The sequence below is a fragment of the Nonomuraea glycinis genome (assembly GCF_035920485.1).
In the GTDB taxonomy this organism is placed as follows: Bacteria; Actinomycetota; Actinomycetes; order Streptosporangiales; family Streptosporangiaceae; genus Nonomuraea; species Nonomuraea glycinis.
In genome coordinates, this window is the sequence record NZ_CP109166.1 from 2,447,543 (window position 1) to 2,467,560 (window position 20,018).

Annotated in this window: 21 protein-coding genes; 9 read left to right on the plus strand and 12 right to left on the minus strand. The window is 69.6% G+C overall.

What is annotated here, in order from left to right:
• Positions 1–74: 74 nt before the first annotated feature.
• The 3 genes from OHA68_RS11235 (at position 75) to OHA68_RS11245 (ending at position 2,857) form a co-directional block, all read left to right on the plus strand.
• Entirely contained in the window at positions 75–926 is an 852-nt protein-coding gene (locus tag OHA68_RS11235; RefSeq protein ID WP_189137923.1) for a DUF1996 domain-containing protein, read from the plus strand.
• Positions 927–1,056: 130 nt separating this feature from the next.
• Positions 1,057–2,181 (plus strand): class I SAM-dependent methyltransferase, encoded by a 1,125-nt coding sequence (locus OHA68_RS11240; RefSeq protein WP_327107581.1) that lies wholly within the window; start codon positions 1,057–1,059, stop codon positions 2,179–2,181.
• A gap of 67 nt (positions 2,182–2,248) precedes the next feature.
• Complete coding sequence (locus OHA68_RS11245) at positions 2,249–2,857, plus strand: VOC family protein (protein WP_189137921.1); 609 nt, start codon at positions 2,249–2,251, stop codon at positions 2,855–2,857.
• On the opposite strand, the gene OHA68_RS11250 is transcribed toward OHA68_RS11245, so the two are convergent.
• From OHA68_RS11250 to OHA68_RS11270, 5 genes are read right to left on the minus strand one after another with little or no spacing between them, the layout of a single operon-like run.
• A complete protein-coding gene (locus OHA68_RS11250; RefSeq protein ID WP_327107582.1) occupies positions 2,854–3,465 on the minus strand; it encodes a class I SAM-dependent methyltransferase in 612 nt (203 codons plus the stop codon). The two genes, OHA68_RS11245 and OHA68_RS11250, sit on opposite strands and share 4 nt — an antisense overlap.
• The gene (locus OHA68_RS11255; protein WP_327107583.1) at positions 3,462–4,115 is read right to left on the minus strand and encodes a TIGR04282 family arsenosugar biosynthesis glycosyltransferase; all 654 of its coding nucleotides are present in this window, start codon (positions 4,113–4,115) and stop codon (positions 3,462–3,464) included. Before OHA68_RS11255 ends, OHA68_RS11250 begins: the two co-directional genes overlap by 4 nt.
• A complete protein-coding gene (locus OHA68_RS11260) occupies positions 4,112–4,495 on the minus strand; it encodes a hypothetical protein (RefSeq protein WP_327107584.1) in 384 nt (127 codons plus the stop codon). The genes OHA68_RS11255 and OHA68_RS11260 overlap by 4 nt, the downstream gene beginning before the upstream one ends.
• A complete protein-coding gene (locus OHA68_RS11265) occupies positions 4,492–5,592 on the minus strand; it encodes a molybdopterin-dependent oxidoreductase (RefSeq protein ID WP_327107585.1) in 1,101 nt (366 codons plus the stop codon). Before OHA68_RS11265 ends, OHA68_RS11260 begins: the two co-directional genes overlap by 4 nt.
• A complete protein-coding gene (locus tag OHA68_RS11270) occupies positions 5,589–6,935 on the minus strand; it encodes a glycosyltransferase 87 family protein (RefSeq protein WP_327107586.1) in 1,347 nt (448 codons plus the stop codon). Before OHA68_RS11270 ends, OHA68_RS11265 begins: the two co-directional genes overlap by 4 nt.
• A 138-nt stretch (positions 6,936–7,073) precedes the next feature.
• Between OHA68_RS11270 and OHA68_RS11275 the strand changes: the two genes are divergently transcribed.
• Together OHA68_RS11275 and OHA68_RS11280 are read left to right on the plus strand one after the other, a co-directional pair.
• Complete coding sequence (locus OHA68_RS11275) at positions 7,074–8,045, plus strand: NAD-dependent epimerase/dehydratase family protein (protein WP_327109488.1); 972 nt, start codon at positions 7,074–7,076, stop codon at positions 8,043–8,045.
• Positions 8,042–8,704 (plus strand): glycosyltransferase family 2 protein, encoded by a 663-nt coding sequence (locus tag OHA68_RS11280; protein WP_327107587.1) that lies wholly within the window; start codon positions 8,042–8,044, stop codon positions 8,702–8,704. The genes OHA68_RS11275 and OHA68_RS11280 overlap by 4 nt, the downstream gene beginning before the upstream one ends.
• Before the next feature lie 317 nt (positions 8,705–9,021).
• Here OHA68_RS11280 and OHA68_RS11285 read toward each other — a convergent pair whose 3' ends face one another.
• Both OHA68_RS11285 and OHA68_RS11290 read right to left on the minus strand, forming a co-directional pair.
• Positions 9,022–9,648: a hypothetical protein gene (locus tag OHA68_RS11285; RefSeq protein ID WP_327107588.1), complete on the minus strand. Its 627-nt coding sequence runs from the start codon at positions 9,646–9,648 to the stop codon at positions 9,022–9,024.
• Positions 9,649–9,657: 9 nt separating this feature from the next.
• Positions 9,658–10,215 (minus strand): TetR/AcrR family transcriptional regulator, encoded by a 558-nt coding sequence (locus tag OHA68_RS11290; protein ID WP_327107589.1) that lies wholly within the window; start codon positions 10,213–10,215, stop codon positions 9,658–9,660.
• A gap of 219 nt (positions 10,216–10,434) precedes the next feature.
• Here OHA68_RS11290 and OHA68_RS11295 point away from each other — a divergent pair, with 219 nt between their 5' ends.
• The 4 genes from OHA68_RS11295 to OHA68_RS11310 all read left to right on the plus strand — a co-directional run bounded on the left by OHA68_RS11295 (position 10,435) and on the right by OHA68_RS11310 (position 14,995).
• The gene (locus OHA68_RS11295) at positions 10,435–12,702 is read left to right on the plus strand and encodes a catalase (protein WP_327107590.1); all 2,268 of its coding nucleotides are present in this window, start codon (positions 10,435–10,437) and stop codon (positions 12,700–12,702) included.
• 148 nt (positions 12,703–12,850) lie between these two features.
• Positions 12,851–13,216, plus strand: coding sequence for a sigma factor (locus OHA68_RS11300; protein ID WP_327107591.1), 366 nt, complete (start codon positions 12,851–12,853; stop codon positions 13,214–13,216).
• Positions 13,213–14,457, plus strand: a complete 1,245-nt coding sequence (locus tag OHA68_RS11305) for a TolB-like translocation protein (RefSeq protein ID WP_327107592.1) — start codon at positions 13,213–13,215, stop codon at positions 14,455–14,457. The genes OHA68_RS11300 and OHA68_RS11305 overlap by 4 nt, the downstream gene beginning before the upstream one ends.
• Before the next feature lie 124 nt (positions 14,458–14,581).
• Positions 14,582–14,995: a VOC family protein gene (locus tag OHA68_RS11310; RefSeq protein ID WP_189137912.1), complete on the plus strand. Its 414-nt coding sequence runs from the start codon at positions 14,582–14,584 to the stop codon at positions 14,993–14,995.
• A 22-nt stretch (positions 14,996–15,017) separates the two neighbouring features.
• Here the strand turns inward: OHA68_RS11310 and OHA68_RS11315 are convergent, their stop codons facing one another.
• The 5 genes from OHA68_RS11315 to OHA68_RS11335 all read right to left on the minus strand — a co-directional run bounded on the left by OHA68_RS11315 (position 15,018) and on the right by OHA68_RS11335 (position 19,991).
• Entirely contained in the window at positions 15,018–15,458 is a 441-nt protein-coding gene (locus OHA68_RS11315) for an ATP-binding protein (protein ID WP_327107593.1), read from the minus strand.
• 159 nt (positions 15,459–15,617) lie between these two features.
• Complete coding sequence (locus OHA68_RS11320; RefSeq protein WP_327107594.1) at positions 15,618–16,991, minus strand: glycosyl hydrolase family 28-related protein; 1,374 nt, start codon at positions 16,989–16,991, stop codon at positions 15,618–15,620.
• Positions 16,992–17,126: 135 nt separating this feature from the next.
• Entirely contained in the window at positions 17,127–18,242 is a 1,116-nt protein-coding gene (locus OHA68_RS11325; RefSeq protein ID WP_327107595.1) for a monooxygenase, read from the minus strand.
• 97 nt (positions 18,243–18,339) lie between these two features.
• Positions 18,340–18,879 (minus strand): hypothetical protein, encoded by a 540-nt coding sequence (locus OHA68_RS11330; RefSeq protein ID WP_327107596.1) that lies wholly within the window; start codon positions 18,877–18,879, stop codon positions 18,340–18,342.
• The gene (locus tag OHA68_RS11335) at positions 18,876–19,991 is read right to left on the minus strand and encodes a helix-turn-helix domain-containing protein (RefSeq protein WP_327107597.1); all 1,116 of its coding nucleotides are present in this window, start codon (positions 19,989–19,991) and stop codon (positions 18,876–18,878) included. Before OHA68_RS11335 ends, OHA68_RS11330 begins: the two co-directional genes overlap by 4 nt.
• Positions 19,992–20,018: the final 27 nt, after the last annotated feature.

A 20,018-nucleotide genomic window follows, 5' to 3' on the forward strand; every position in this document is an offset into this window, starting at 1 on the left:
GACAGAAGTTTCTGACAAGGCCAGTCTCCGTCTCAGGGAGCGCTCCCCCCCACGCTCCCCGAGACGGAGTCCGTATGCCCGCCTTACGACCGATCCTCATCCTGACTCTGCTGGCCGCGCTGCTCGGCGCCCCTCTCGTGCAGCAGCAGCCCGCCTCCGCCGAGCCGGTACGGGTGGCGGAGTTCCTCGCCGACTGCCCCTACAGTCACCGGCTGCCCGACGACCCGATCGTCTTCCCTGGCCTGCCGGGCGCCTCCCACATGCACAGCTTCTTCGGCAGCCGCGTCACCAACGCCCACACGACCGTGACCGACCTGCTGAACGGCCCCAGCAACTGCAACCCGGCGGTGGACAAGTCCTCCTACTGGGTGCCGACCCTCTACAACAACAACGCCCCGGTCGAGCCGACCATCACCACGTTCTACTACCTGGGCGAGGGCGTCCGGCCGGACATCACCGCCCGGATCCAGCCGTTCCCGCTCGGGCTGCGGATCGTGGCCGGCAACGCCAGGGCCACCGGGCCCGACGCGACCACCATCGCCCGCTGGTCGTGCCTGCACGCCGGGCATGTCGTCGCGTCCAAGGACTTCGTCACCTGCCCGTCCGGCACCATGCTGGAGTCGTACCTCGACTTCCCGCAGTGCTGGAACGGCCGCGACCTCGACTCGGCCGACCACAAGAGCCACATGGCCTATCCGGTCGGCGACCAGTGCCCCTCCAGCCACCCCGTCCCGGTGCCCAAGCTGCGCCAGGTGCTGCGCTATCCGGTGAGCGGCAATCCGGCGAACTTCCGGCTGGCCTCCGGAGGCGGCTTCACCATGCATGGCGACTTCTTCAACGCCTGGCCGGTGGCGGAGCTGGAGCGCCGGGTGCGCGACTGCATCCGGCCGATCATCAAGTGCGGGGCCGACGGCCGCCCGTCATGATCGCGGTAGGGCGGGCCGCCCGGCCTGCCCTACCCTTACCGCTTCGCGATGGTATGCAGGCGATCGCGATGGAATAGTCAGGGACGCACTGGGCAATACCTTTCGGCATTCGGCTGCTTGGGGGTTTGCAATGGTCTCTGCTCGACGACTGCTCGGCCGGCTCGCGTACGGCGCCCGCTACAACCGGGTGCCCTGGGGACAGCGGGTCTACGTCCGGCCGGGCGAACGGACGCTCCGCGAGGCCCAGTGGCGATGGCGGCTACGCCGCTCCCCCGTCCTGTCCCTGGAGGAGTATCAGGCGAACGTGCCGCTCGGCGAGATCGAGGAGTTCCTGAGCTGCACGCTGTGCGGGGAGACCAGCCAGCAGCCGCTGTTCCAGCCGACCGGCGGCGGCAAGTGGCGCTACCGGGTCGTCCGCTGCCCGTCCTGCGGCTTCCTCTACCGCAATCCGAACGTGCGCCCCGAGCGGCTCGGCGACCTGTATGCCACCGGCTACAGCAAGTTCCTGACCGGCAAGTACGCCGCCAACCGGCAGCGCCGCTACAACCTCACCATGCAGGCGTTCTCCCCCATTCTCGACCACGGGGAGGGGCGGCGGCTGCTCGACTTCGGCTGCGGCGCCGGGCTGTTCCTTGAGCTGGCCGAGCAGCGCGGCTTCGACGCCTGCGGGGTGGACCTGTCCCCCGACTCGGTCGCGCAGGCCAACGAGCGGCTGACCAAGGCGCGGGCCTTCCACGGTGCGCCCCAGGACGTGCCGGAGATCGCGGCGGGCGGCTTCGACGTCATCACCCTCTGGTCGGTGCTGGCGCACCTGCCCCGGCCGCTCGACGACTTCACGATGTTCCGGGAGTTGCTGGCGCCCGGCGGGGTGCTGCTCATCCTGACGGTGAACGCTCGCTCGCTGCTGCTCAAGGCGTACGGGTCGGAGTGGAGCGGCTTCACCAAGAACCACCTGATGTTCTACTCCTCCGAGACGCTGCCGAGGCTGCTGCGCCGTACCGGCTTCGCGGGGGTCGGTTACGTCCCGAGCTACGGCGACACCATCGAGGCGGGCACCACCCGCCTGCCCGACTCGCTGCGGGAGCGGCTGCGGCGCACGGTCGAGGCGACCGACGGCGGCAACATGATGCGCGCGATGGCCTTCGCCGACGATGAGGCGATCATCCGCTGGGGCGACCGCATGGACATCGACCGCCTGCGCGACGTGAGCGTCAGCAAGCCGCCTCTCGACCTCACCGGCTCCGCGGGCCTGTGATTTTCCCCGGCAAAAGGCAGAAGGAGGTAGCTGCGGAGAAATAGTTGAAAGGTCTACGGTTAGCAGCATGGCTGCTACCCCAGAAACGGTGCACTGGCGGGGCGTACACCACCTTGCCCTCATCACTCCGGACATGGACGCCACCGTCCGGTTCTGGCACGGCGTGCTCGACGCCCGCCTGGTCACCACCCTCGCCATTCCCTCCTTCAGGCACTACTTCTTCGAGGTGGGCGCCGGCAACACCGTCGCCTTCTTCGAGTACACCGACCAGGAGCTCGACAGCTTCGCCAAGCCCGCCGGCGTGCCGTACGCCAAGGCCGCGCAGTTCGACCACCTGTCGCTGCACCTGCCCGACGAGGACGCCCTGGTACGCCTGCGCGACCGGCTCAAGGAGCACGGCTGCGAGGTCACCGACGTCATCGACCACGGCTACCTGCGGTCGATCTACTTCAGCGACCCCAACGGCATCGCGATGGAAGCCTCCTGGTGGACCATCGACCCGACGGGCAGACCGGTCGACTACACCGACGAGCGCCTGTTCGCCGACCCCGACCCGGTCCCCGCCGTCCGCGAACTCCGCGACAACGGCCGGCTGACCCACACGGTCAGCACCCGCCTGGTCGACGGCATCATCGAGGATCTCCGCCGGGAGGGCATCACCCTGGACCCGTCCTAGTGCAAATGGGCCAGCCAGCGCCCGTGCGCGGTCCAGCAGTCGACTTCCGCGAACCCGCCGGCCAGCCCGATCCGCTGGATGTCACTCGCCGAAACGGTCGCCCAGCCGAACCAGTCCCCCGCACGTGGCCCCCGCCGTAACCGGAGCCGGTCCACCCGGCTTCGGGTTCCGGGCGGCGCGACCTCGGCGAGGATCGTGCCACCCGGCCGGAGGAGCTGCCTGACCCTGTGCAGCAGCGCTTCGGGGTTGCCACCGATGCCGATGTTGCCGTCGGCGAGCAGCGCCGTCGCCCAGCGGCCGCTGCCGGGTACGTCCTCGAAGACGTCCCGGAGCAGGGCGAACCCTCCGGCGCGGCGGGTCAGGGCGACGGCGCGCGGGGTGATGTCGATGCCGAGTGAGCGGATTCCGCGCCGGGTCAACGCCGCCGTGAGACGTCCAGGACCGGAGCCGACGTCCAGCGTGGGGCTGGCGCAGCGGCTCAGCAGCTCCTCGTCCCCGTCGATCGGTTCGAACCAGCGTGCGGTCTCCAGCATGACCCGGGTACCGTCCACGTACTCGATCTCGGCGGACTCCCCCGCGAGGGCGTCGGCGTAGATATCCCCGATCATCGGCCCAGCTCGCGCAGCGTGGCGGCGAAACAGGACGCGGGCGCCGCGGCGGCCACGGCGACGGCGTCCGCCGCGGTGTCGACGTCGATCAGCTCGGGCAGGTGGTGTACGGCCAGCCCGGCGCGTTCGAGCCGGTCGAGTTGGAGCTTGCCGGTCTCCGGATGCGACATGGGAACCCCCAGGAGCAGCGCCGGGTCCGGTCGCCGCAGGCCGAGCAGCCAGAAGCCGCCGTCGGCGGCCGGACCGTACACCGCGTCGTGCCGCTCCAGCGCCTGCCCGGCCTCGCGCAGCAGCGCGGGGGTGACCTGCGGGGTGTCCATGCCGATCAGTACGACGGGATCCGGCCGCAGCCGGAGGGCGTCGGCGAAGGCCGCCGCCAGGCGCTCGTCCAGCCCCTCGCCGCGCTGCGGGATCACCACGAATCCCGCGGGCAGCCAGCGGCCCGGCAGCCCGTCCAGGGCGAGCACCCGCTGGGTGGCCGGGGCCGCGGCGACGGCGCGCACGCTGTCGCTGAGCGCGGCCTCGGCGAGGGCGGCGGCTTCGGCCGGGCTGTACGGCGGGGTCAGCCGGGTCTTGACCCTCCCGGGCAGCGGTTCCTTGGCGATGATCACGATCTGCGCCGGCGAGTGGTCGACAGGGTGATGGCTCAACGTGCTCGGTCCTTTCGAGATGCTGACAGCAGCTGATCCGCCACCGCGAGCAGGGCGATGGCCGCAAGGACGATGACGAGGTTGAGGCCGTAGGCCAGCGGGAGGATCGACGGGTTGTCGGCCCGCCGGCCCAGCGCCAGCACGGTGGGGAGGGTGGCCGCCGTCAGGGTTCCCGCCAGGATGAGCGCGGTCCGCACGGGCTGGGGCCACCGGCCGATCACCGTGCCGGCCACCGCCACCCCAGGAGCGAGCAGGGCGTCGTGCACGACGAGGATTCCGCCGAACCACAGAGCCCACCCGATCAGGACCCCGTCCAGCGCCAGCCCGGCCAGTCCGAGGACGATCAGGGCGCCGCCGGCCGCGTAACCGACCCATCTCATATCACTCTCACTTCCTTGACCCACTTGGTCTGCTGGACGCCCGGCCGGTTCGGCGCGATCAGGCGCACCGGGAAGCCGTGGTCGGCGTCCAGCGTCTGCCCGTTGATCCGCAAGGCCAGCAGGGTCAGCGGATCGCTCCAGTGAGGTGGGCGGATCTCGCTGGTCCGGTAATATCCGGCCCGTTCCAGGGACTCGACGATGACGAAGCCGTCCGGGGCGGCGCCGGCGGACCGGAGCAGGTCGCGCAGCCGTACGCCGGTCCACTCGCACTCCACGCTCCAGCCCTCCACGCACGCGATCGGCAGGCGTACGGTGTGCTGCGGCAGCTTGAGCAGGTCGGCGTAGCCGAGCGACAGGGGTGTGCGGACGGCGCCCGTGACCAGCAGCCGGTAGTCGGGGGTGGCAACCACGCCGGCCGCGGCCGCCGACCTGTTGACGGGCGCCCCTTGGGAGCCCACCCGCGGATCGCGCGGGGCCAGGACGGCCAGCCGTGCCAGCGGGGTGACCGCCTCACCCGCGGTGACCAGGGCGGTCAGGCCGCAGGCCGCGGCGACGGTGAACAGCAGGCGCCGGCGTTCTGGGCTCTCGACGCGGGTCCACAGGCTCCGCCTGACCTTGGCCCACTCGTTGGCCACGTGGATCAGGAGCGCGCCGTAGACGACGTAGGCCGTCCAATAGTGCGCCTGGAGGAAGCCGAACGGCCACGGGTAGACGTAGGCGATGTTCAGTGCCCCCGTGACGAGCTGGAACAACGCGCCCGCCACCAGGAGCAGCACACAGAGCCGTTCGACGGCGTGGCCCATGGAGCGGAACGGGGGCCACTGCCAGAGTTTCGGGTAGACCGCCCACAGCTTCGCCAGCAGCAGCGGCACGGTGGCGATCCCGCCGATGACGTGCAACCCCTGAGTGACCCGGTAGAGGTTGACCGGCCGGGAGGGCCACAGCAGCCACGCAGGCGGGTGCTGCAGGAAATGACTGAACAATCCGGTGACGAAGGCGACGGTGAAGCTCACGCCGAGCCAGATGCCCAGCTTGGCGGCCACCTGCTCGGCGCGCAGGCGGCTGGTGAACCTGGCGGAGACGGTTGTGAGGTTCATCGGCGTATCTCCGCTCGGTGCGGCCGCCGGGCGGCCCAGCCGATCAGCACGGCCAGTGCGGCGGCGACGTAGAAGGGGGTTCCCAGGTTGCCGGGGGCGGCCGGTCCGGCGGTGTAGGCGACCGCGCCCGCCAGGGCCACGCCCAGCCATTCCCACCGTCCGTCCATGGCGGCCAGCGCGACGACCAGCAGCGCGTACCACGAGTACCCGGGGGTGAGCAGCAGCAGGAGCGAGCCGCTGACCAGCAGAGCGCCCTGCCAGGGCCGGTCGGCGTCGCCGTAGCGCAGCACGAGGAGGACCACGAGGCCGAGCAGCGCGATCGCGGCATACGGGGCCCACGAGTCCGGCATGACCAGCCGCAGGATCGCGTAACGGTTGCCCCCGTCGGGCCCGTCGTAGCGCTCCTCCTTGAGGTAGCCCGGCAGGTATCCCACCACCGAGGCTCCCGAGGCCAGGACATAGGGCAGGTAGGACAGCGCCACCACGAGACCGGCGGGCACCACGGCGCCGAGAACGCGCCGCCACGCCACGCCGCGCGCCGGCACGCCGTTCGCCGGCACGCCGTTCGCCAGCACGCCGGACAGGGCGCCGGGGAGCGCTGTCACGGGCAGCAGCTTGGCCGCCACGGCCGCGCCGAGCAGCGCGCCGCGGGCGGGACCCGCGCGGACGGCGCCGAAGGCCAGCACCACGAGCAGCACGCCGAGCATGTCGACGTGCGCGTTGTTCACGGCCTCGACCGGTACCGCCGGACACCACGCCCAGTACGCCGTCCGGCGGGCGCCCGCGAGCCGGCACAACGCCACCAGCACCAGCACGGCCATCACCCAGCCGCCGAGCTGGAGGGCCTTGTGCCGCGAACCTTCCGGCGACAGCCAGTGGACCAGCAGGAAGTATCCCTGCGCGACCGGCGGATAGATCGTGGGCTCGGTGGGGCGGTTGATCCGCGTGCAGCCGCCGTCTGGCAGGCCCCGCAGGTCGGGGGCGCCGCAACCGGAGGGGAAGAGCCATTCGTCACGCAACCCGGCCAGCGCCGGGTCCGACGGTGGATGGTCGTAGGGGGAGATGCCCGCGGCCTGCACCCGGCCGTCCCACGCGTACCGGAAGGAGTCGGTGCTGCTGCTCGGCGGGGCCGCCAGCCCGGTCGCGGCCAGGGTGACACCGCCGGCGACGACCAGCGCGCCCAGGCGCTGTTCGGGCATCCGCCGGGCCAGCCACAAGGCGGCCGCGAACAGCGCCCAGGCCAGCAGATACCAGCCCAGGCCGGGTGGCCCGGCCACCATCCTGAGCAGGACGGCCGCCAGGGCGGCGAGGACCCCGCTGACCACGAGCAAGCTTCGACTCACAGGCGGCAGCCTCGCATCCTGAAACCGCTGTGGAACCGCGGCGGCGTCCCCTGTTCGCCCTTCGTAAGAACCCTTACGAAGTGCTTACACGGCTTCGGTACGGCACAGGTGGCGGTTACCGTCGGCGGCGTGAGAGTGATGGTCACCGGCTCGGCCGGTTTCATCGGCGGACACGTTGCCGAGATCCTGCAAGCGGCGGGTCACGACGTCGTCGGCCTGGATCTGCGGTGCGGCGCCGACGTCCGCGACGCGGCGACCCTGGACACGCTGCTGCCGGGCGTCGACGTCGTCGTGCACCAGGCGGCCAAAGTGGGTCTCGGCGTGGACGTCTCCGATCTGCCCGACTACGCCTCGGTCAACGTGTACGGCACGGCCGTCCTGCTGGCCGCCATGGCCAGGCACGGCATCGGGCGGCTGGTGCTGGCGTCCTCGATGGTGATCTACGGCGAGGGCCGGTACGAGTGCGCCACGCACGGCCAGGTCAGGCCCGGCCCCCGTGCCGTCGATGACCTGGAGCGCGGCCGGTTCGAACCGGCCTGCCCGCGATGTGGCGAGCCGGTGCGCAGTGCGGTCATCAAGGAGGACGCACCACCCGATCCGCGCAACGCCTACGCCACCAGCAAGCTCGCCCAGGAGCACCTGGCCGCCAACTGGTCCAGGGAGACGGGCGGGAGCGCGGCAGCGCTGCGCTATCACAACGTCTATGGGCCGCGTATGCCCCGCGACACCCCGTACGCCGGAGTGGCGGCGATCTTCCGCTCCGAACTGCAGGCGGGCCGGGCGCCGAAGGTGTTCGAAGACGGCCGGCAGCTCCGTGACTTCGTCCACGTGCGCGACGTGGCCAGGGCGAATCTCGCGGCTCTGGCGGCGCCCGGCCGGCCCGGCGAGTTGCGGGCCTGGAACATCGCCTCCGGCACCCCCCACACCGTGGGCGAGATGGCCTGCGCGCTGGCCACCGAACGGAGCGGGCCGAGCCCGCAGGTCACCGGGGACTACCGGCTGGGCGATGTCCGCCACATCGTCGCCTCGCCCGAGCGGGCCGAGACCGAGCTCGGCTTCCGCGCCGAGATCGGCTTCGACGCGGGGATGAAGGAGTTCGCCCGGTCATGACGATCGACGTGATCCTGCCCTGCCTGAACGAGGAAGCCGCGCTCGGCTGGATACTCGGGCGCATGCCCGACGGCTATCGCCCCATCGTGGTCGACAACGGCTCCACCGACCACTCCGCACAGATCGCGCACGACCTCGGGGCGCAGGTGGTCCACGAACCCAGGCGCGGCTTCGGTGCCGCCTGCCATGCCGGATTGCTGGCCGCGTCCGCCGAGCTCATCTGTTTCATGGACGCCGACGCCTCGCTCGATCCCGCCCAGTTGCCCCGGGTGGCCAGTGCGGTGCTCGACGGGAGCAGCGACCTCGTACTCGGACGACGCGTGCCGCAGACCGCGGGGGCCTGGCCCCCGCACGCCCGGCTGGGTAACGCCGTCCTCGCCCGCACCTTGCGCCGGCGCACGAGCGCGCCGCTGCACGACCTCGGCCCCATGCGGGCGGCCAGGCGCTCGTCGCTGCTGGCCCTCGGCCTGACCGACCGCCGCTTCGGCTACCCCCTGGAGACGGTGCTCCGGGCCGCCGCAGCCGGCTGGCGGATCGCCGAGGTAGACGTGGACTACCTGGCCCGGACAGGACGTTCCAAAGTAACCGGCACCCTCCGTGGGACCCTGCGCGCCATCGCCGACATGCGACGAGTCATGGCCGAGATCCAGCCCAGTTGACCGCCCAGATGGGTCAGCCGGGAACGGACGGGCGGTTTCCCAGCGGTTAGCTTCTAACGGTGCGCACCCCGACCGCTCTGCAGGCCCTCGCTCAGCATCCGCTGTCCTTTCTGCGGTCCCGGTGGCCGTGGCGTTCACTGGCGTACCTGTTGTCGAGTGCCCGTGCGGGTAGTGATCGGCCTGGCCGGTTGCTGGCCGAGATCGACAATGAGCCCTTTTTCCTCCTCGGGCGACTCGGTGGTTGGAAGGCGTCACCGGGGTCTTGGACCTAGCCGACGAACGTTGGACGCGGCACGCTAGCTGTTGTGCGTCGAGTGTTACGCGACGGTGGGGCGATCAAGTGGGGCGGTGCGGGTCCGCCAAAGGGAGAGCGCAAGCCACCCGCATCCGGCGGCCATGAGCACACCGTGCGCGATTCGCCCCGCCTCGCCGACGAAGAACTGCGGAATGAACAGGGCGAAGGCGATGCCGAAGAGCACTGCGCTGAATCGGGGCAGCACACCGGAGCGCCAGATCGCGACGGCGGCGGTGAGTGCGCCGGCGCCCAGCAGGATCAGGCCGATGAGGAACGTGGTGGCCGCTACCGGGTGGTAGCGGATGCTCTCCGTGAGGTCGAGCAGGTCTAACTGCTGTCCGTCGCTCACCTTGATGGCGAGTGTGTTCAGGGCGAAGTTCTCCGCGCCGTAGTAGGGCAGGGTCAGCCCCGCGCCGATCCACATGATGACGGCGGCGGTACGGTTGATCGGCAGCAGCGCCAGCGGGACGAGGATGAACCCGATCATCGCGAAGAGGTGGGTCGCCACCCACCATGGCGAGGACAGCGCGTGCAGGGCACCGTCGGCTGTGGACTCATCCGCCCACGGGCGAAGCGCCGGGTAGAGGAAGAACAGCACACCGGCCGCGGTCAGAGCGGCGGCAGCGAGTCGGGTGTGGGTGAGGGGCACGGCGATCTCCTAAAGCGGGGGGAGGGTGGCCAGGAACAGCCGGATCAGGCGCTCGTAGGTTTCGTCGAGGTCGTGTGGCAGGCCGAAGCCACCCGCCGCCTCCAGTGACGCGAAGCCGTGGACGATGACTCTGGCGGCCCGGATCGTGTGGATCAATTCGTTCTCGTCGAACTGCCAGGGGCGCAGCGCGGCTTGCATGACCCCGAGCATGCGGCGCCCGGAGGCGGCGTATTCCTGCTGGTGCAGCGGGTTGACGGGGACGGCCGCGTAGCGGGCGGGGTGTGCGGTCACGTAGGCGCGGTAGGCCCGCATGAGCGAGGTGATGGCGTCGGTGCCGCTGCGGCCGAGCACGGTGGCCGTGAAACTGTCCGTCATCTCTTCCATCACACGTATGCCGACCAGGGTGCGCAGGTCCGCGATGTTGCTCACGTGCTTGTAGAGCGACGGGGCCGCGACGCCGCAGTGCTCGGCGACGGCGGCGAGGGTCAGCGCTGGAAGGCCGTGCTTGTCAACGAGTTCGATGGCGGCGTCGACGACCCGGCTGGGGGTGAGCCCGGCTCTAGGCATGGTCAGTGTCCCCGTTCCCGTAGCTACGTTGCATATCTTAAAAGCTATTGGACATAGCTATAGGATGTCAATCGGTACGCGCCGGTTGACCTGGCCATCGCTGCGGATCAACAGCTGATGCGATTCGCCCGAGGGCGCTGTAAAGCTCCGCGTGGCGGCCTGCCGTGGGGGTATCTGCCCACGCCACCCAGTGACGCAGCCTCACGCCAAGGAGAGAGCATGGAGCAGTCCCACCCCATCAGATCGGCGGTGGACAAGGTCGTCGGCGCGGTCACCGGCGATGGGGGTCCGGCCGAGATTCCCGGGGTTCCGAACAGTGCGCCACCGTCCCTGGAGGAGCCGACCGAGCCCAGGGAGCCGCTGCCGCCCAAGCCCGACCAGAGCGGGCCGGACACCTTCTCGCCCACCGGGCAGCCCACCGGCGCTCCGCAGGCGAAGGTGGCGCAGGACGGCGCGTACCTGACGACCGCCCAGGGGCTGCGGCTGCGGGACACCGACCACTCGCTCAAGGCGGGCCCGCGCGGCCCGGTCCTGCTGCAGGACCACCACCTGCGCGAGAAGGTCATGCACTTCGACCACGAACGCATACCCGAGCGGGTCGTGCACGCGCGCGGCGCGGGGGCGCACGGCGTCTTCCGTGGTTACGGGGCCGCCTCGAACATCACCAAGGCCGCCTTTCTCGGCAAGGATGTCGAGACGCCGGTCTTCGTGCGTTTCTCCACCGTGATCGGCTCGCGCGGGTCGGCGGACACCGTACGGGACACGCGGGGGTTCGCGACCAAGTTCTACACCTCCGAGGGGGTGTTCGACCTGGTCGGCAACAACATGCCGGTGTTCTTCATCCAGGACGCGATCAAGTTCCCGGACGTCATCCATGCCGCCAAGTGGCATCCGGATCGGGAGATCCCGCAGGCACAGACCGCGCACGACACGTTCTGGGACTTCGCCGGTCTGCACACCGAGGCGACCTTCCACACGCTGTGGAACATGTCCGACCGCGGCATCCCGCGCTCCTACCGGATGATGGAGGGCTTCGGCGTCCACACCTTCCGGCTGGTGGACGCGGAGGGGGCGACCACGCTGGTGAAGTTCCACTGGAAGCCCAAGCTCGGCGTGCACTCCCTGGTCTGGGAGGAGGCGCAGCTGCTCGGCGGCGTGGATCCGGACTTCCACCGGCGCGACCTCGCCGACGCGATCGAGGCGGGCGCCCACCCGCAGTGGGAGCTGGGCATCCAGGTCTTCCCCGACACGCCGGAGCAGACGTTCGAGGGCATCGACCTGCTGGACTCGACGAAGATCGTCCCTGAGGAGCTGGCCCCGGTCCAGCGGATCGGCCTGCTCACCCTCAACGCCAACCCGGCCAACTTCTTCGCCGAGACCGAGCAGGTCGCCTTCCACGTCGGCCACCTGGTGCCCGGCATCGACGTCACCGACGACCCGCTGCTGGCCGGGCGGCTGTTCTCCTATCTCGACACCCAGATCACCCGGCTGGCGGGGCCCAACTTCGCGCAGATCCCGATCAACCGCCCGCACGCGCCGGTCAACGACATGCTGCGGGACGGGTTCCATCAGACGGCCGTGCATCGGGGTGTCGCGCCGTACCGGCCCAACTCGCTCGACGGCGGCTGCCCCTTCACCGCGGGCGCGGCCGAGGGGGCGTACGTCGAGGTACCGCTGGAGGTGTCCGGCCGGAAGGTGCGTGAGGCGCCCGCCTCGTACGCCGACCACTTCAGCCAAGCGCGGCTGTTCTGGCTGAGCATGTCGCCGGTCGAGCGTGAGCACATCATCGCGGCCTACACCTTCGAGCTGGGCAAATGCTACGAGCAGGCCGTCAAGGAACGCTACCTGGGGGTGCTCGCGAACATCGACTCCGTCCTGTGCCGGCAGGTCGCCGAGGGGCTCGGGCTGCCCGCGCCGGCCGCGTCCCAGCCGCTGGCGGACTCGCCGCCGAGCCCGGCGCTGTCCCAGATCGGGCAGACCTGGCCGGCCGACGGCCGGATCATCGGCATCGTCGCCGGAGACGGCAACGGCGACGTGGCGGCGCTCGGCGCCGTGCGCCAGGCGGTGCTCGACGGCGGGCTGGTGCCGTTGATCATCGCGCCGACCGGCGGGAAGCTCGGCGGGACGCTGCCGGTGCAGCGCACCTTCGTCACCGCACGGTCCGTCGAGTTCGACGCGCTGCTGGTGGCGGGCGCCCCCGCACCCGGCAAGGACGCGTACGGAGCGCGCGACGCGAAGGCGGCCGGTGGCGCGGACGCGCCGGTCGACCCACGGGTGCTGCTGTTGATCGCGGAGGTCTACCGCCACGGCAAGCCGCTCGGCGGCTGGGGAACGGCTTCGCAGGCCTTCTCCGAGGCGGGGGTGCCCGCGCAGGCTCCGGGCGTGCTCCTCGGCGAGGACGGCACGTCGGTCCTGCGGGAAACGCTCGAACTCCTGGGGACGCACCGCGTCTGGGACCGCTTCCCCGCCGCCGCCTCCCTGACCTGACCTCTGCCTGCCGTGGTGCACCGCGCGAGACGGCGGTCCGGTTCCGTCGGACCACGCTGAACCCTTGAGCCGTATCGAGGCCTTTGACGCCAGGTGCAACACTTGCCGCCTCCGTTCCGTCTAGACCGGGACGGAGGAGGATGCGGGAGTGCAGGAAGATCCGCTGTTCGAGGAGTACGTGGCCGAACGCGTGGACGGATTACTCCGCTACGGCTACGTACTGACAGGCAACCCCCACGACGCGGCCGACCTGGTGCAGGAGGCCCTGGTCCGGCTGCGCGGCTCGTGGTCGCGGGTGCGCCGGAAGAACGCGCTGGACGGCTACGTCCGGACGACGATGACACGCCTGCACATCAACTCCTGGCGGAGGCGCAGGCGTGAGCACATCACGGCCACGCCACCCGACAGCGCCTATGAGGACGCCCCCTACGAGGGCTCCGGCCTCTGGAGGACGCTGTCCAAGCTCCGTGGCGACCTGCCCGAAATCGTAGAGAACATGGGGTACGTCACGTGACCGACGACCTGGAGATGTCCCTGACCGCTGAGCTCGCCGCCGCGGCCCGGCACGCCCCCCGCCCCGCCGACGACCTGCTGGCGCGCATCGAGGAGGAGCACCGCAAGCGCCACCGGCACGGCGTGGTGTGGTTCGCCGCCGCCGCGTCCGTGGTCCTGTTGACCGCCGGCGCGCCGTTGGTGATCGACGCCGCAGGAGAAACGCCGGCGGCGACGCCCTCGCCCGCCGTCGCCACCACCGAGGCGCCGGTCCCGAAGGCGGACAAGACCTACCCGCCCATCGAGAAGGTCTGGCCCGGTGCCGTGCACGTCGTGCCCGCGATGCTGCCGAACGGCAGGCCTTTCACGCCGGAGGTGTTCCTCGACGACCGCACCGTGCTGGTCCGCACGGAGAAGGACGGCAACGCCGACAAGATGGACGGCCTGTGGGCCTACGACGTCAAGGCACGGACGGCGCGGCTGCTCGTGCGGGTCACGCCGCCTCCCAAAACCGTCATCACCACGGGGTCCGTGCTGGCCGACCGCGATCGGCTGTACTGGTGGACCGTGCGCAAGCAGGAGCGCAGGCGGATCGTGGACATCTGGACCGCGCCCCGCGCCGGCGGCACGCAGAGCCGGCTGACCACGTTCGAGGGCGTGCCCGGCTACGGCGGCATCTACCTGGAGATCGTCGGCGACAAGGCGGTGTGGACGCGGTGGGGCAAAGGCGGCGTCTTCGAGATGCCGCTGTCGGGCGGCACGCCCCGGCTGCTGCCCGGCACGTCCGCGTACACGCTGATCGGCTGGCCCTGGGCCGCCACCCCACCCTACGACCACAAGAAGTGGAAGAAGAAGCGGGTGATCTTCGGCGACCTGCTCAACATCAAGACGGGCAAGCGCAGCAAGGCCTCTGTCGAGCCGCCCGCCTTCTGCGGGATCAGCTGGTGCGTGCAGAGCGGCACCCTGGTGAGCCGCGAGGGCAGCACCCGGGACCTGCCCGGCATGCCCCGCGTGGCCGATTCCCTCTCGATGACCCTCGACCGCTTCCTCCTGCTGACGCAGCGCGCCGAGGGAGGCGGACCGCGCGGTCAGGTGCTGTACGACGTGACCACGCGCCGGGGCGCCGATCTCGGGCTGCGGCCGACCAAGAGAGGGAAGTATTGGGGGATTCCCGTGGCGGTGCTGGACCACCGGGCGCCCGGGCTGTTCCGGTACGACCGGGACGGCAAGCAGGTGATCGTGAATCTGAGGGCCATCCGATGATCGTCCGGAACCCGCGGTGACCCGGCAGAGCGGACGGCCGAAGCGAGCACGAATGGAGAAGCGCCCGGCAGGGGGTCGTTTGTAGCGTTGCTTGCATCACCCCGAAGCACCAAGGAGACCAGGCATGAAAGCGCACGTAAGCTCGATCCTCCTCGCCGTCCAGGACATGGACAGGGCCAAGCGGTTCTACACCGAAGGGCTCGGCTGGAAGATCAAGAACGACTACGGCATCTCGGTGTTCTTCGAGTCGGACGGCGCCTCGCCCGTCGGCTTCTACGGTCGCGAGGGCCTGGCCGCCCAGGTGGGCACGAGTGCGGAGGGCAGCGGCTTCAGCGGGCTCGTCCTCACCTATGTGGTCCGCAGCGAGGCACGGGTCGACGAGATCATCGCGGAGGCCGAGAAGGCAGGCGCCACCATCCTCAAGCCCGCCGGCGCCCTGCCGTGGGGCGGGTACGGCGGCTCCTTCGCCGACCCGGACGGCTACATCTGGAGTCTCGGCTACAGCGCCCAGGGAGCGGACCAGCCCTACGCGGAGTAGCCGCCGAGAACGTTCCTTCCTGTCAGGTCGCGCCGGCGATGCGGGGAAGGGCGAACCAGGTGGCCTTGCCCGTCAGCTCGGGCCAGGTGAGATAGTGCCGGCGGTGGCTGCCGTGCACGCCGTTGGACAGTGCCGCCACGATGTGCAGCCCCCGGCCGCCCTCGGAGTGCAGGTCAGGAGCACGTGGGGCGGGCAGCGGCTCCCCGCTGTCCACCACCACGCACACGATCTCCTTGTGATCGACGTTCAACACCATCTCGTACGGCGCGTCCCCGTACAGGAAGGCGTTGGTCACCAGCTCGCTGACCATCAGTACGGCGTCGTCGACGATGTCGGCTGCGATTTTCAATTGGGTCAACAACGTTCGGATGGTCGTCCGGGCATGACCCACCGCCTGGACGTCGCCGTCCAACGGCCACACGTACTGCCTGCGGCTCTGCGGTGCTGATCGCAGTCTGGTCATGTCGTCCCTCTCCTCAACGGGGCGGAAAGGCCCGTCTGCGAGCACTGTCCAAACGTGTACGCAAAGAGGTGGGTCTCGGGTTGAATGTCCGGGCGTCCCTTTGGAGCGATAATTCAGGTACGCGCGGGCATGGGCGACCATCCACTTGGACAGGGAGACTTAGCCTTCGACGTCGGGGGTGGCCCAGGAGTCACGGAAGGCGAAACGCTTCGGCGCACTCCGGTAGCGGAGGAAATTGGGCGAGGCCGTGCCCACCGCGCTGGCGTTGTGATAAAAACGGCAGCCCTCGTAAATCATCTTGCCGTGGGTCAGGGCGGACCCGGCGGCGTCGACGTCATGGAAGCCGGCCAGCGTGCAGTCCTGGTAGCGCACGATCGGCAGCCGGTTGGCGGTGGCGGCGTACCGGTGCAGGCCCCAGTTCACGGCGGCGTGGCCACCGGGGTTGGACGACTGGAGCGCGGCCATGTCGGAGCACGAGGTGAACACCACCGAGCCGTTGTTCCAGTTACAGTCAATGATCTTGTGCTGGGCGCCCTTCGGCTCGAACCGCACCCCGGTGACGTACAACCGGGTCGCGCTGATCTCGCCGTTGGACAGCGGCATGTAGAAGTAGCGGACCGGCTTGTCGTTGCCCACCGTCGACCAGGAGCCGCCGATCACGTTGATCGACCCACCCCGGTCGAACCGGAAGAAGTCGCCGCCGGCCACCGCGAAGTTGCAGGACAGCATGAAGTAGTTGAGGAACTGGTTCTGCAGGTTGCGATCGGCGGGGCTGGAGATCCCGCAGTGCAGGAACGCGTCCTTGAACTCCGAGACGGTGTCCGTCGAGCACAGGATGAAGTGGTGCTCGCTGTTGTTGTTGGCCTTGTGGTCGCCGTCGAGGCCGATGACCCGGTCCCACTTGCCCTTCCACTCGACGTTCTCGTAGACGAAATACTGGTTCTGCCCGTAGCCGTAGTCGGGATACTGCGAGTTGTCGTCGCTGGCGTTGACCGACCAGAAGTAGGCGAAGCGGTTGTTCAGGTTGTCCGACTTGAACGCCATGTCCTGGAAGTAGGTGTAGCGCAGCCGGACCGCCGACGTGATCAGGTTGTTCTCGCGGGGGTCGTCGGTGGCGCCGAAGGCGGTGTCGAAGGTGATGGTGGTCACCCGCGCGCCGCTGCCGCGGTAGCGCAGGCCGAAGATCTGGTCGGCGTTCCCGGTGGTGGGCGACCACATCAGGGTGTCTTTCTTCGTCACCCGGTAGTTGCCCGGCGGGAAGAAGATCTCCTTCTGGACCACGCCCGCGTTCCGGCCGGCGATGGCCGCGGTGACCGCCGCCCTGATCGCGTCGGAGTCGTCGGTCCTGCCGTCGCCCTTGGCGCCGTAGTCCTTCACGTCGACCCGGTAGACGGACGGGTCGACGGCGGTCGCGGCGGCGGCCGCGGCCGTGGCGGGATGCGCACCCCAGGCCGCCAACGCGCCTACACCCGTGGCGGCCAGCGCGCGCCGGCTGAGCTTGCTGGGCTGCTCATCCCTGTTGGTTCCGGACATGCTGACAACAACTCCTCGCGTCGATGAACGCCCGATGGGGGCATGATCACCGCAACCGTAGAGTCCCGCGCTCCGCCGTACAGTCGAAATGAGCTAATTTTTCACGCTCTGTCGGTAATTGCCCGCCAGAAGCCCCTAAGTGGCGGAAACGATGACGATGCCCAGGCACATCTCGTCGCTGGTGCCCTCGCCCCACACGACATAGCGGGGCTCCAGCTTGCTCAGCTCCGGCAGCATCGAGCGCAGCTTGGCGTCGTGCGTGCAGGTCACCCGGACCACGTCACCCCTGTCGACGGTCACCGGCTCGGGCAACGGCCGCAGCGCCTGGTCGTCGAAGTTGTACGTGGGCACGTCGAGCAGCGTCCGCGCCCGGTCGGTCCCCGGGTTGAGCTCGACCTTGATGGCCCGGCCGAGCAGGTGCATGTGGCCGGCCAGGGCGTGCACCTTCGCGGGACCCTCGATGGGAAAGTCGCAGTGCTGGGTCGGCCCCGGCTCCGGCTTGCCGCACTCCCGCGCGAGCACCCCCACCTGGGCCTCGGACCCCTGACCGAACCGGCGCCCGACATCCTTGACGGCGGCCTCCCGGTCGCACAGCGGACCGGACTCCTCCTTGGTGCAGGGCAGCTCCACCGGAGCCGGGAACAGCGCGGTGTCCAGCTCCTTCACCTTCTTGCCGGTGACCCGCAGCCGGATCCCCGACCGGTCGCTGCCCGGCTCCCCTTCCACGTTCAGCGTGTTGTAGTGCACCTGCATGACCAGCTTGCTCCCCGGCGGCATGGCGTAGCCGTACGCCGGATCGAGCAGGACCTCCTTGGTGCCCGGCGCCCAGTGCGCCACCCACGCCGCCTCCTCGATCCCGGCGTCGCCGAAGCAGGTCCACCCCTGACCAGGAGTGCTCTCGTCCCGCCGGCTCGCCTCGGCCGCCCGCTCGGGATCGAGCCTGAAGAAGATCGCGTGGTGCACGATCTCGACGTTCTGCGGCAGGAACTGAGCTCCGGTCAGAAACGCCTGCTCGCTCAGCCCCGGGTCGATGACGAAGCACCGGTAGTCATCGGTACCGCCCCTGGGCCCCGACGGCGTGTACGCCTCCGCCATCGTCAACGACATGAACCGCTCCCCGTCCCGCAACGGCGCGGCCACCGGCGCACCCCCATGCCCGCCATGCCCAGCGGACTCCGGCGGCGTAACCCCACACGCTGCGAGCAGAACGACCACGGCCAGAGCGACGGCCGTCCGGATGAGTGGCTTCATCCCTCAACTGTGACCCGCGAAACGCCGCAGGACATCCTTCCGCAGAACGTTTCCGTAGTCCTCCAGAAGGAGGCCCGTGGTCGTAGCCGGCACGGGTTCACAGGCTGGACGGGCTGGGCGGCACGCGAACGGCCCGGCCCAGGCGGCTCATCTCCTGGAGAAGCTTGAACCCGTCGTCCCGGCTGACGCACCCATCTTGGACGCCCTCAGAGATCAGATCCTGCGTGTCGCGAGTGGCGATTCCCTGACCTTTGGCGTACTCGGCTGCGTCACGATCGTCGGTGATCCAGAAGGAGGCGGAGAATTCGGGCCTGGATCGAATGACGTGGCAAGTCAACGCCTCACCGAGGTGCTTGCGAGGCTGGTCAGCGGGTCCGCCGAAGGCCGCTCGGCGAATACGTTCGACGAGCAGCTGCTCTTGACTGCTCGTCACCTCGATCGGATCACCGAGCCACGCCTCCCGAGCGATGTCGGCCAGGTCGGGGTAGAAGCGAGCCGATCGTGCAGCTTCGTCGGCGATCGCGTCCGTCCACCGCCCACGACCCCGGAGGATCTCCTTCAGGAGATCCAAGCGTGAGACACACGCGAAGTTGATCAGGACGGTGTTGTCGGGGAACCAATAGACGAAGTAGCTCATGAGGACAGGGGAGATTCCTCTCGTGCCCCGTCCATGGCTTGCCGCAGATGTGCGGTGTCCACGCGGAGGAGATTGGCGAGGGGGCGCAGCGTGGTGTCTCCCTGCTGGTAAGCCTGGAATGCCGTTCGCACCAGAGGCACGGAGATCCGTGGCTGTCCGGCCGAGGCGATCCACGCCCAGTGGGACTCCAGCCGATCGGCGAGCGTAGCGGCCTGCAGTGCGGAGATGGCCCTGAATCTGGCGCACTGTTCGCTGTCGATCAGACCGAGATTGAACAGCCGCCAGGCGAGGTTCACGGGTGAGACGTAGAGCTCACAGGCCAGCTCAGCGAACGATCGATCCGACCAGTCCTTCTCCCTGGCCTTCTCCTTCAACACCTCGCGGGGCAGGAGGAACTCCGTGGCGAAGGCATTGGCTCGAATCTCGGAGGGGTTCTTCCTGTGCGCCGCGTCACTCAGGTTGGGATCCAGGTGCAGCCCTTGGTCGTCCCCTGCGATCAGGTGGCCGAGCTCGTGGGCGATTGTGAACCGTTGCCGTGCCGGGATGTCCGACGTGCCGACGATCATCAGTTTGCAGGCGTCGTCACTCCAGCTCAACCCCTCGTAGCCGGCCGAAAAGCGCATGATCCGAACGTCGATGCCGAACAGGTCCTCGACCAGGGGAGCGAGGTCTCGTCTCTGCCACGGCTCGACGTTCTGGCTCTTGGCGAGCCGCAGGGCCGACTCCGCGAGCTCACGTCCCTGGTCGATGCATCTGCCTCGTGGGGGGAGGGCGGCCAACGCCGCCCGCGGCTGTTCGTAGCCGAGGAAGGTCAGGTCGGCCCAGAACTGCGCCAGCCGTTCGGCTTCCGCAACGGCTTCCTGCTCGGACGTGGAGCCTCGGGTCCGGGCGGCGAGCGCCGGCGCCGGCCTGTCGATGCCCAGCAGCCAGTCGACGGTGACACCGCCGACCTCAGCGATGCGGGCCAGGTCCAATGAGGTGAATCGCCGTACGCCGCTCATGGACTTGGAGAACTTGGAGGCGTCGAGACCGGCCCTGGCGGCGAACTCCGTCTGGGTGAGAGCGCTTTCGGTGATCAGCCGCTGTATTCGCTTGGTCGTCTCCCCGGGCATGGATCCGAGCCTACGTTTCTTTTGCGA

Excerpts from the sequence above, each read along its gene's own strand:
- OHA68_RS11235 (WP_189137923.1), top strand. The coding sequence starts at position 75 with ATGCCCGCCTTACGACCGATCCTCATCCTGACTCTGCTGGCCGCGCTG.
- OHA68_RS11240 (WP_327107581.1), top strand. The coding sequence starts at position 1,057 with ATGGTCTCTGCTCGACGACTGCTCGGCCGGCTCGCGTACGGCGCCCGC.
- OHA68_RS11245 (WP_189137921.1), top strand. The coding sequence starts at position 2,249 with ATGGCTGCTACCCCAGAAACGGTGCACTGGCGGGGCGTACACCACCTT.
- OHA68_RS11250 (WP_327107582.1), bottom strand. The coding sequence starts at position 3,465 with ATGATCGGGGATATCTACGCCGACGCCCTCGCGGGGGAGTCCGCCGAG.
- OHA68_RS11260 (WP_327107584.1), bottom strand. The coding sequence starts at position 4,495 with ATGAGATGGGTCGGTTACGCGGCCGGCGGCGCCCTGATCGTCCTCGGA.
- OHA68_RS11265 (WP_327107585.1), bottom strand. The coding sequence starts at position 5,592 with ATGAACCTCACAACCGTCTCCGCCAGGTTCACCAGCCGCCTGCGCGCC.
- OHA68_RS11275 (WP_327109488.1), top strand. The coding sequence starts at position 7,074 with ATGGTCACCGGCTCGGCCGGTTTCATCGGCGGACACGTTGCCGAGATC.
- OHA68_RS11280 (WP_327107587.1), top strand. The coding sequence starts at position 8,042 with ATGACGATCGACGTGATCCTGCCCTGCCTGAACGAGGAAGCCGCGCTC.
- OHA68_RS11290 (WP_327107589.1), bottom strand. The coding sequence starts at position 10,215 with ATGCCTAGAGCCGGGCTCACCCCCAGCCGGGTCGTCGACGCCGCCATC.
- OHA68_RS11295 (WP_327107590.1), top strand. The coding sequence starts at position 10,435 with ATGGAGCAGTCCCACCCCATCAGATCGGCGGTGGACAAGGTCGTCGGC.
- OHA68_RS11310 (WP_189137912.1), top strand. The coding sequence starts at position 14,582 with ATGAAAGCGCACGTAAGCTCGATCCTCCTCGCCGTCCAGGACATGGAC.
- OHA68_RS11315 (WP_327107593.1), bottom strand. The coding sequence starts at position 15,458 with ATGACCAGACTGCGATCAGCACCGCAGAGCCGCAGGCAGTACGTGTGG.
- OHA68_RS11320 (WP_327107594.1), bottom strand. The coding sequence starts at position 16,991 with ATGTCCGGAACCAACAGGGATGAGCAGCCCAGCAAGCTCAGCCGGCGC.
- OHA68_RS11325 (WP_327107595.1), bottom strand. The coding sequence starts at position 18,242 with ATGAAGCCACTCATCCGGACGGCCGTCGCTCTGGCCGTGGTCGTTCTG.
- OHA68_RS11330 (WP_327107596.1), bottom strand. The coding sequence starts at position 18,879 with ATGAGCTACTTCGTCTATTGGTTCCCCGACAACACCGTCCTGATCAAC.
- OHA68_RS11335 (WP_327107597.1), bottom strand. The coding sequence starts at position 19,991 with ATGCCCGGGGAGACGACCAAGCGAATACAGCGGCTGATCACCGAAAGC.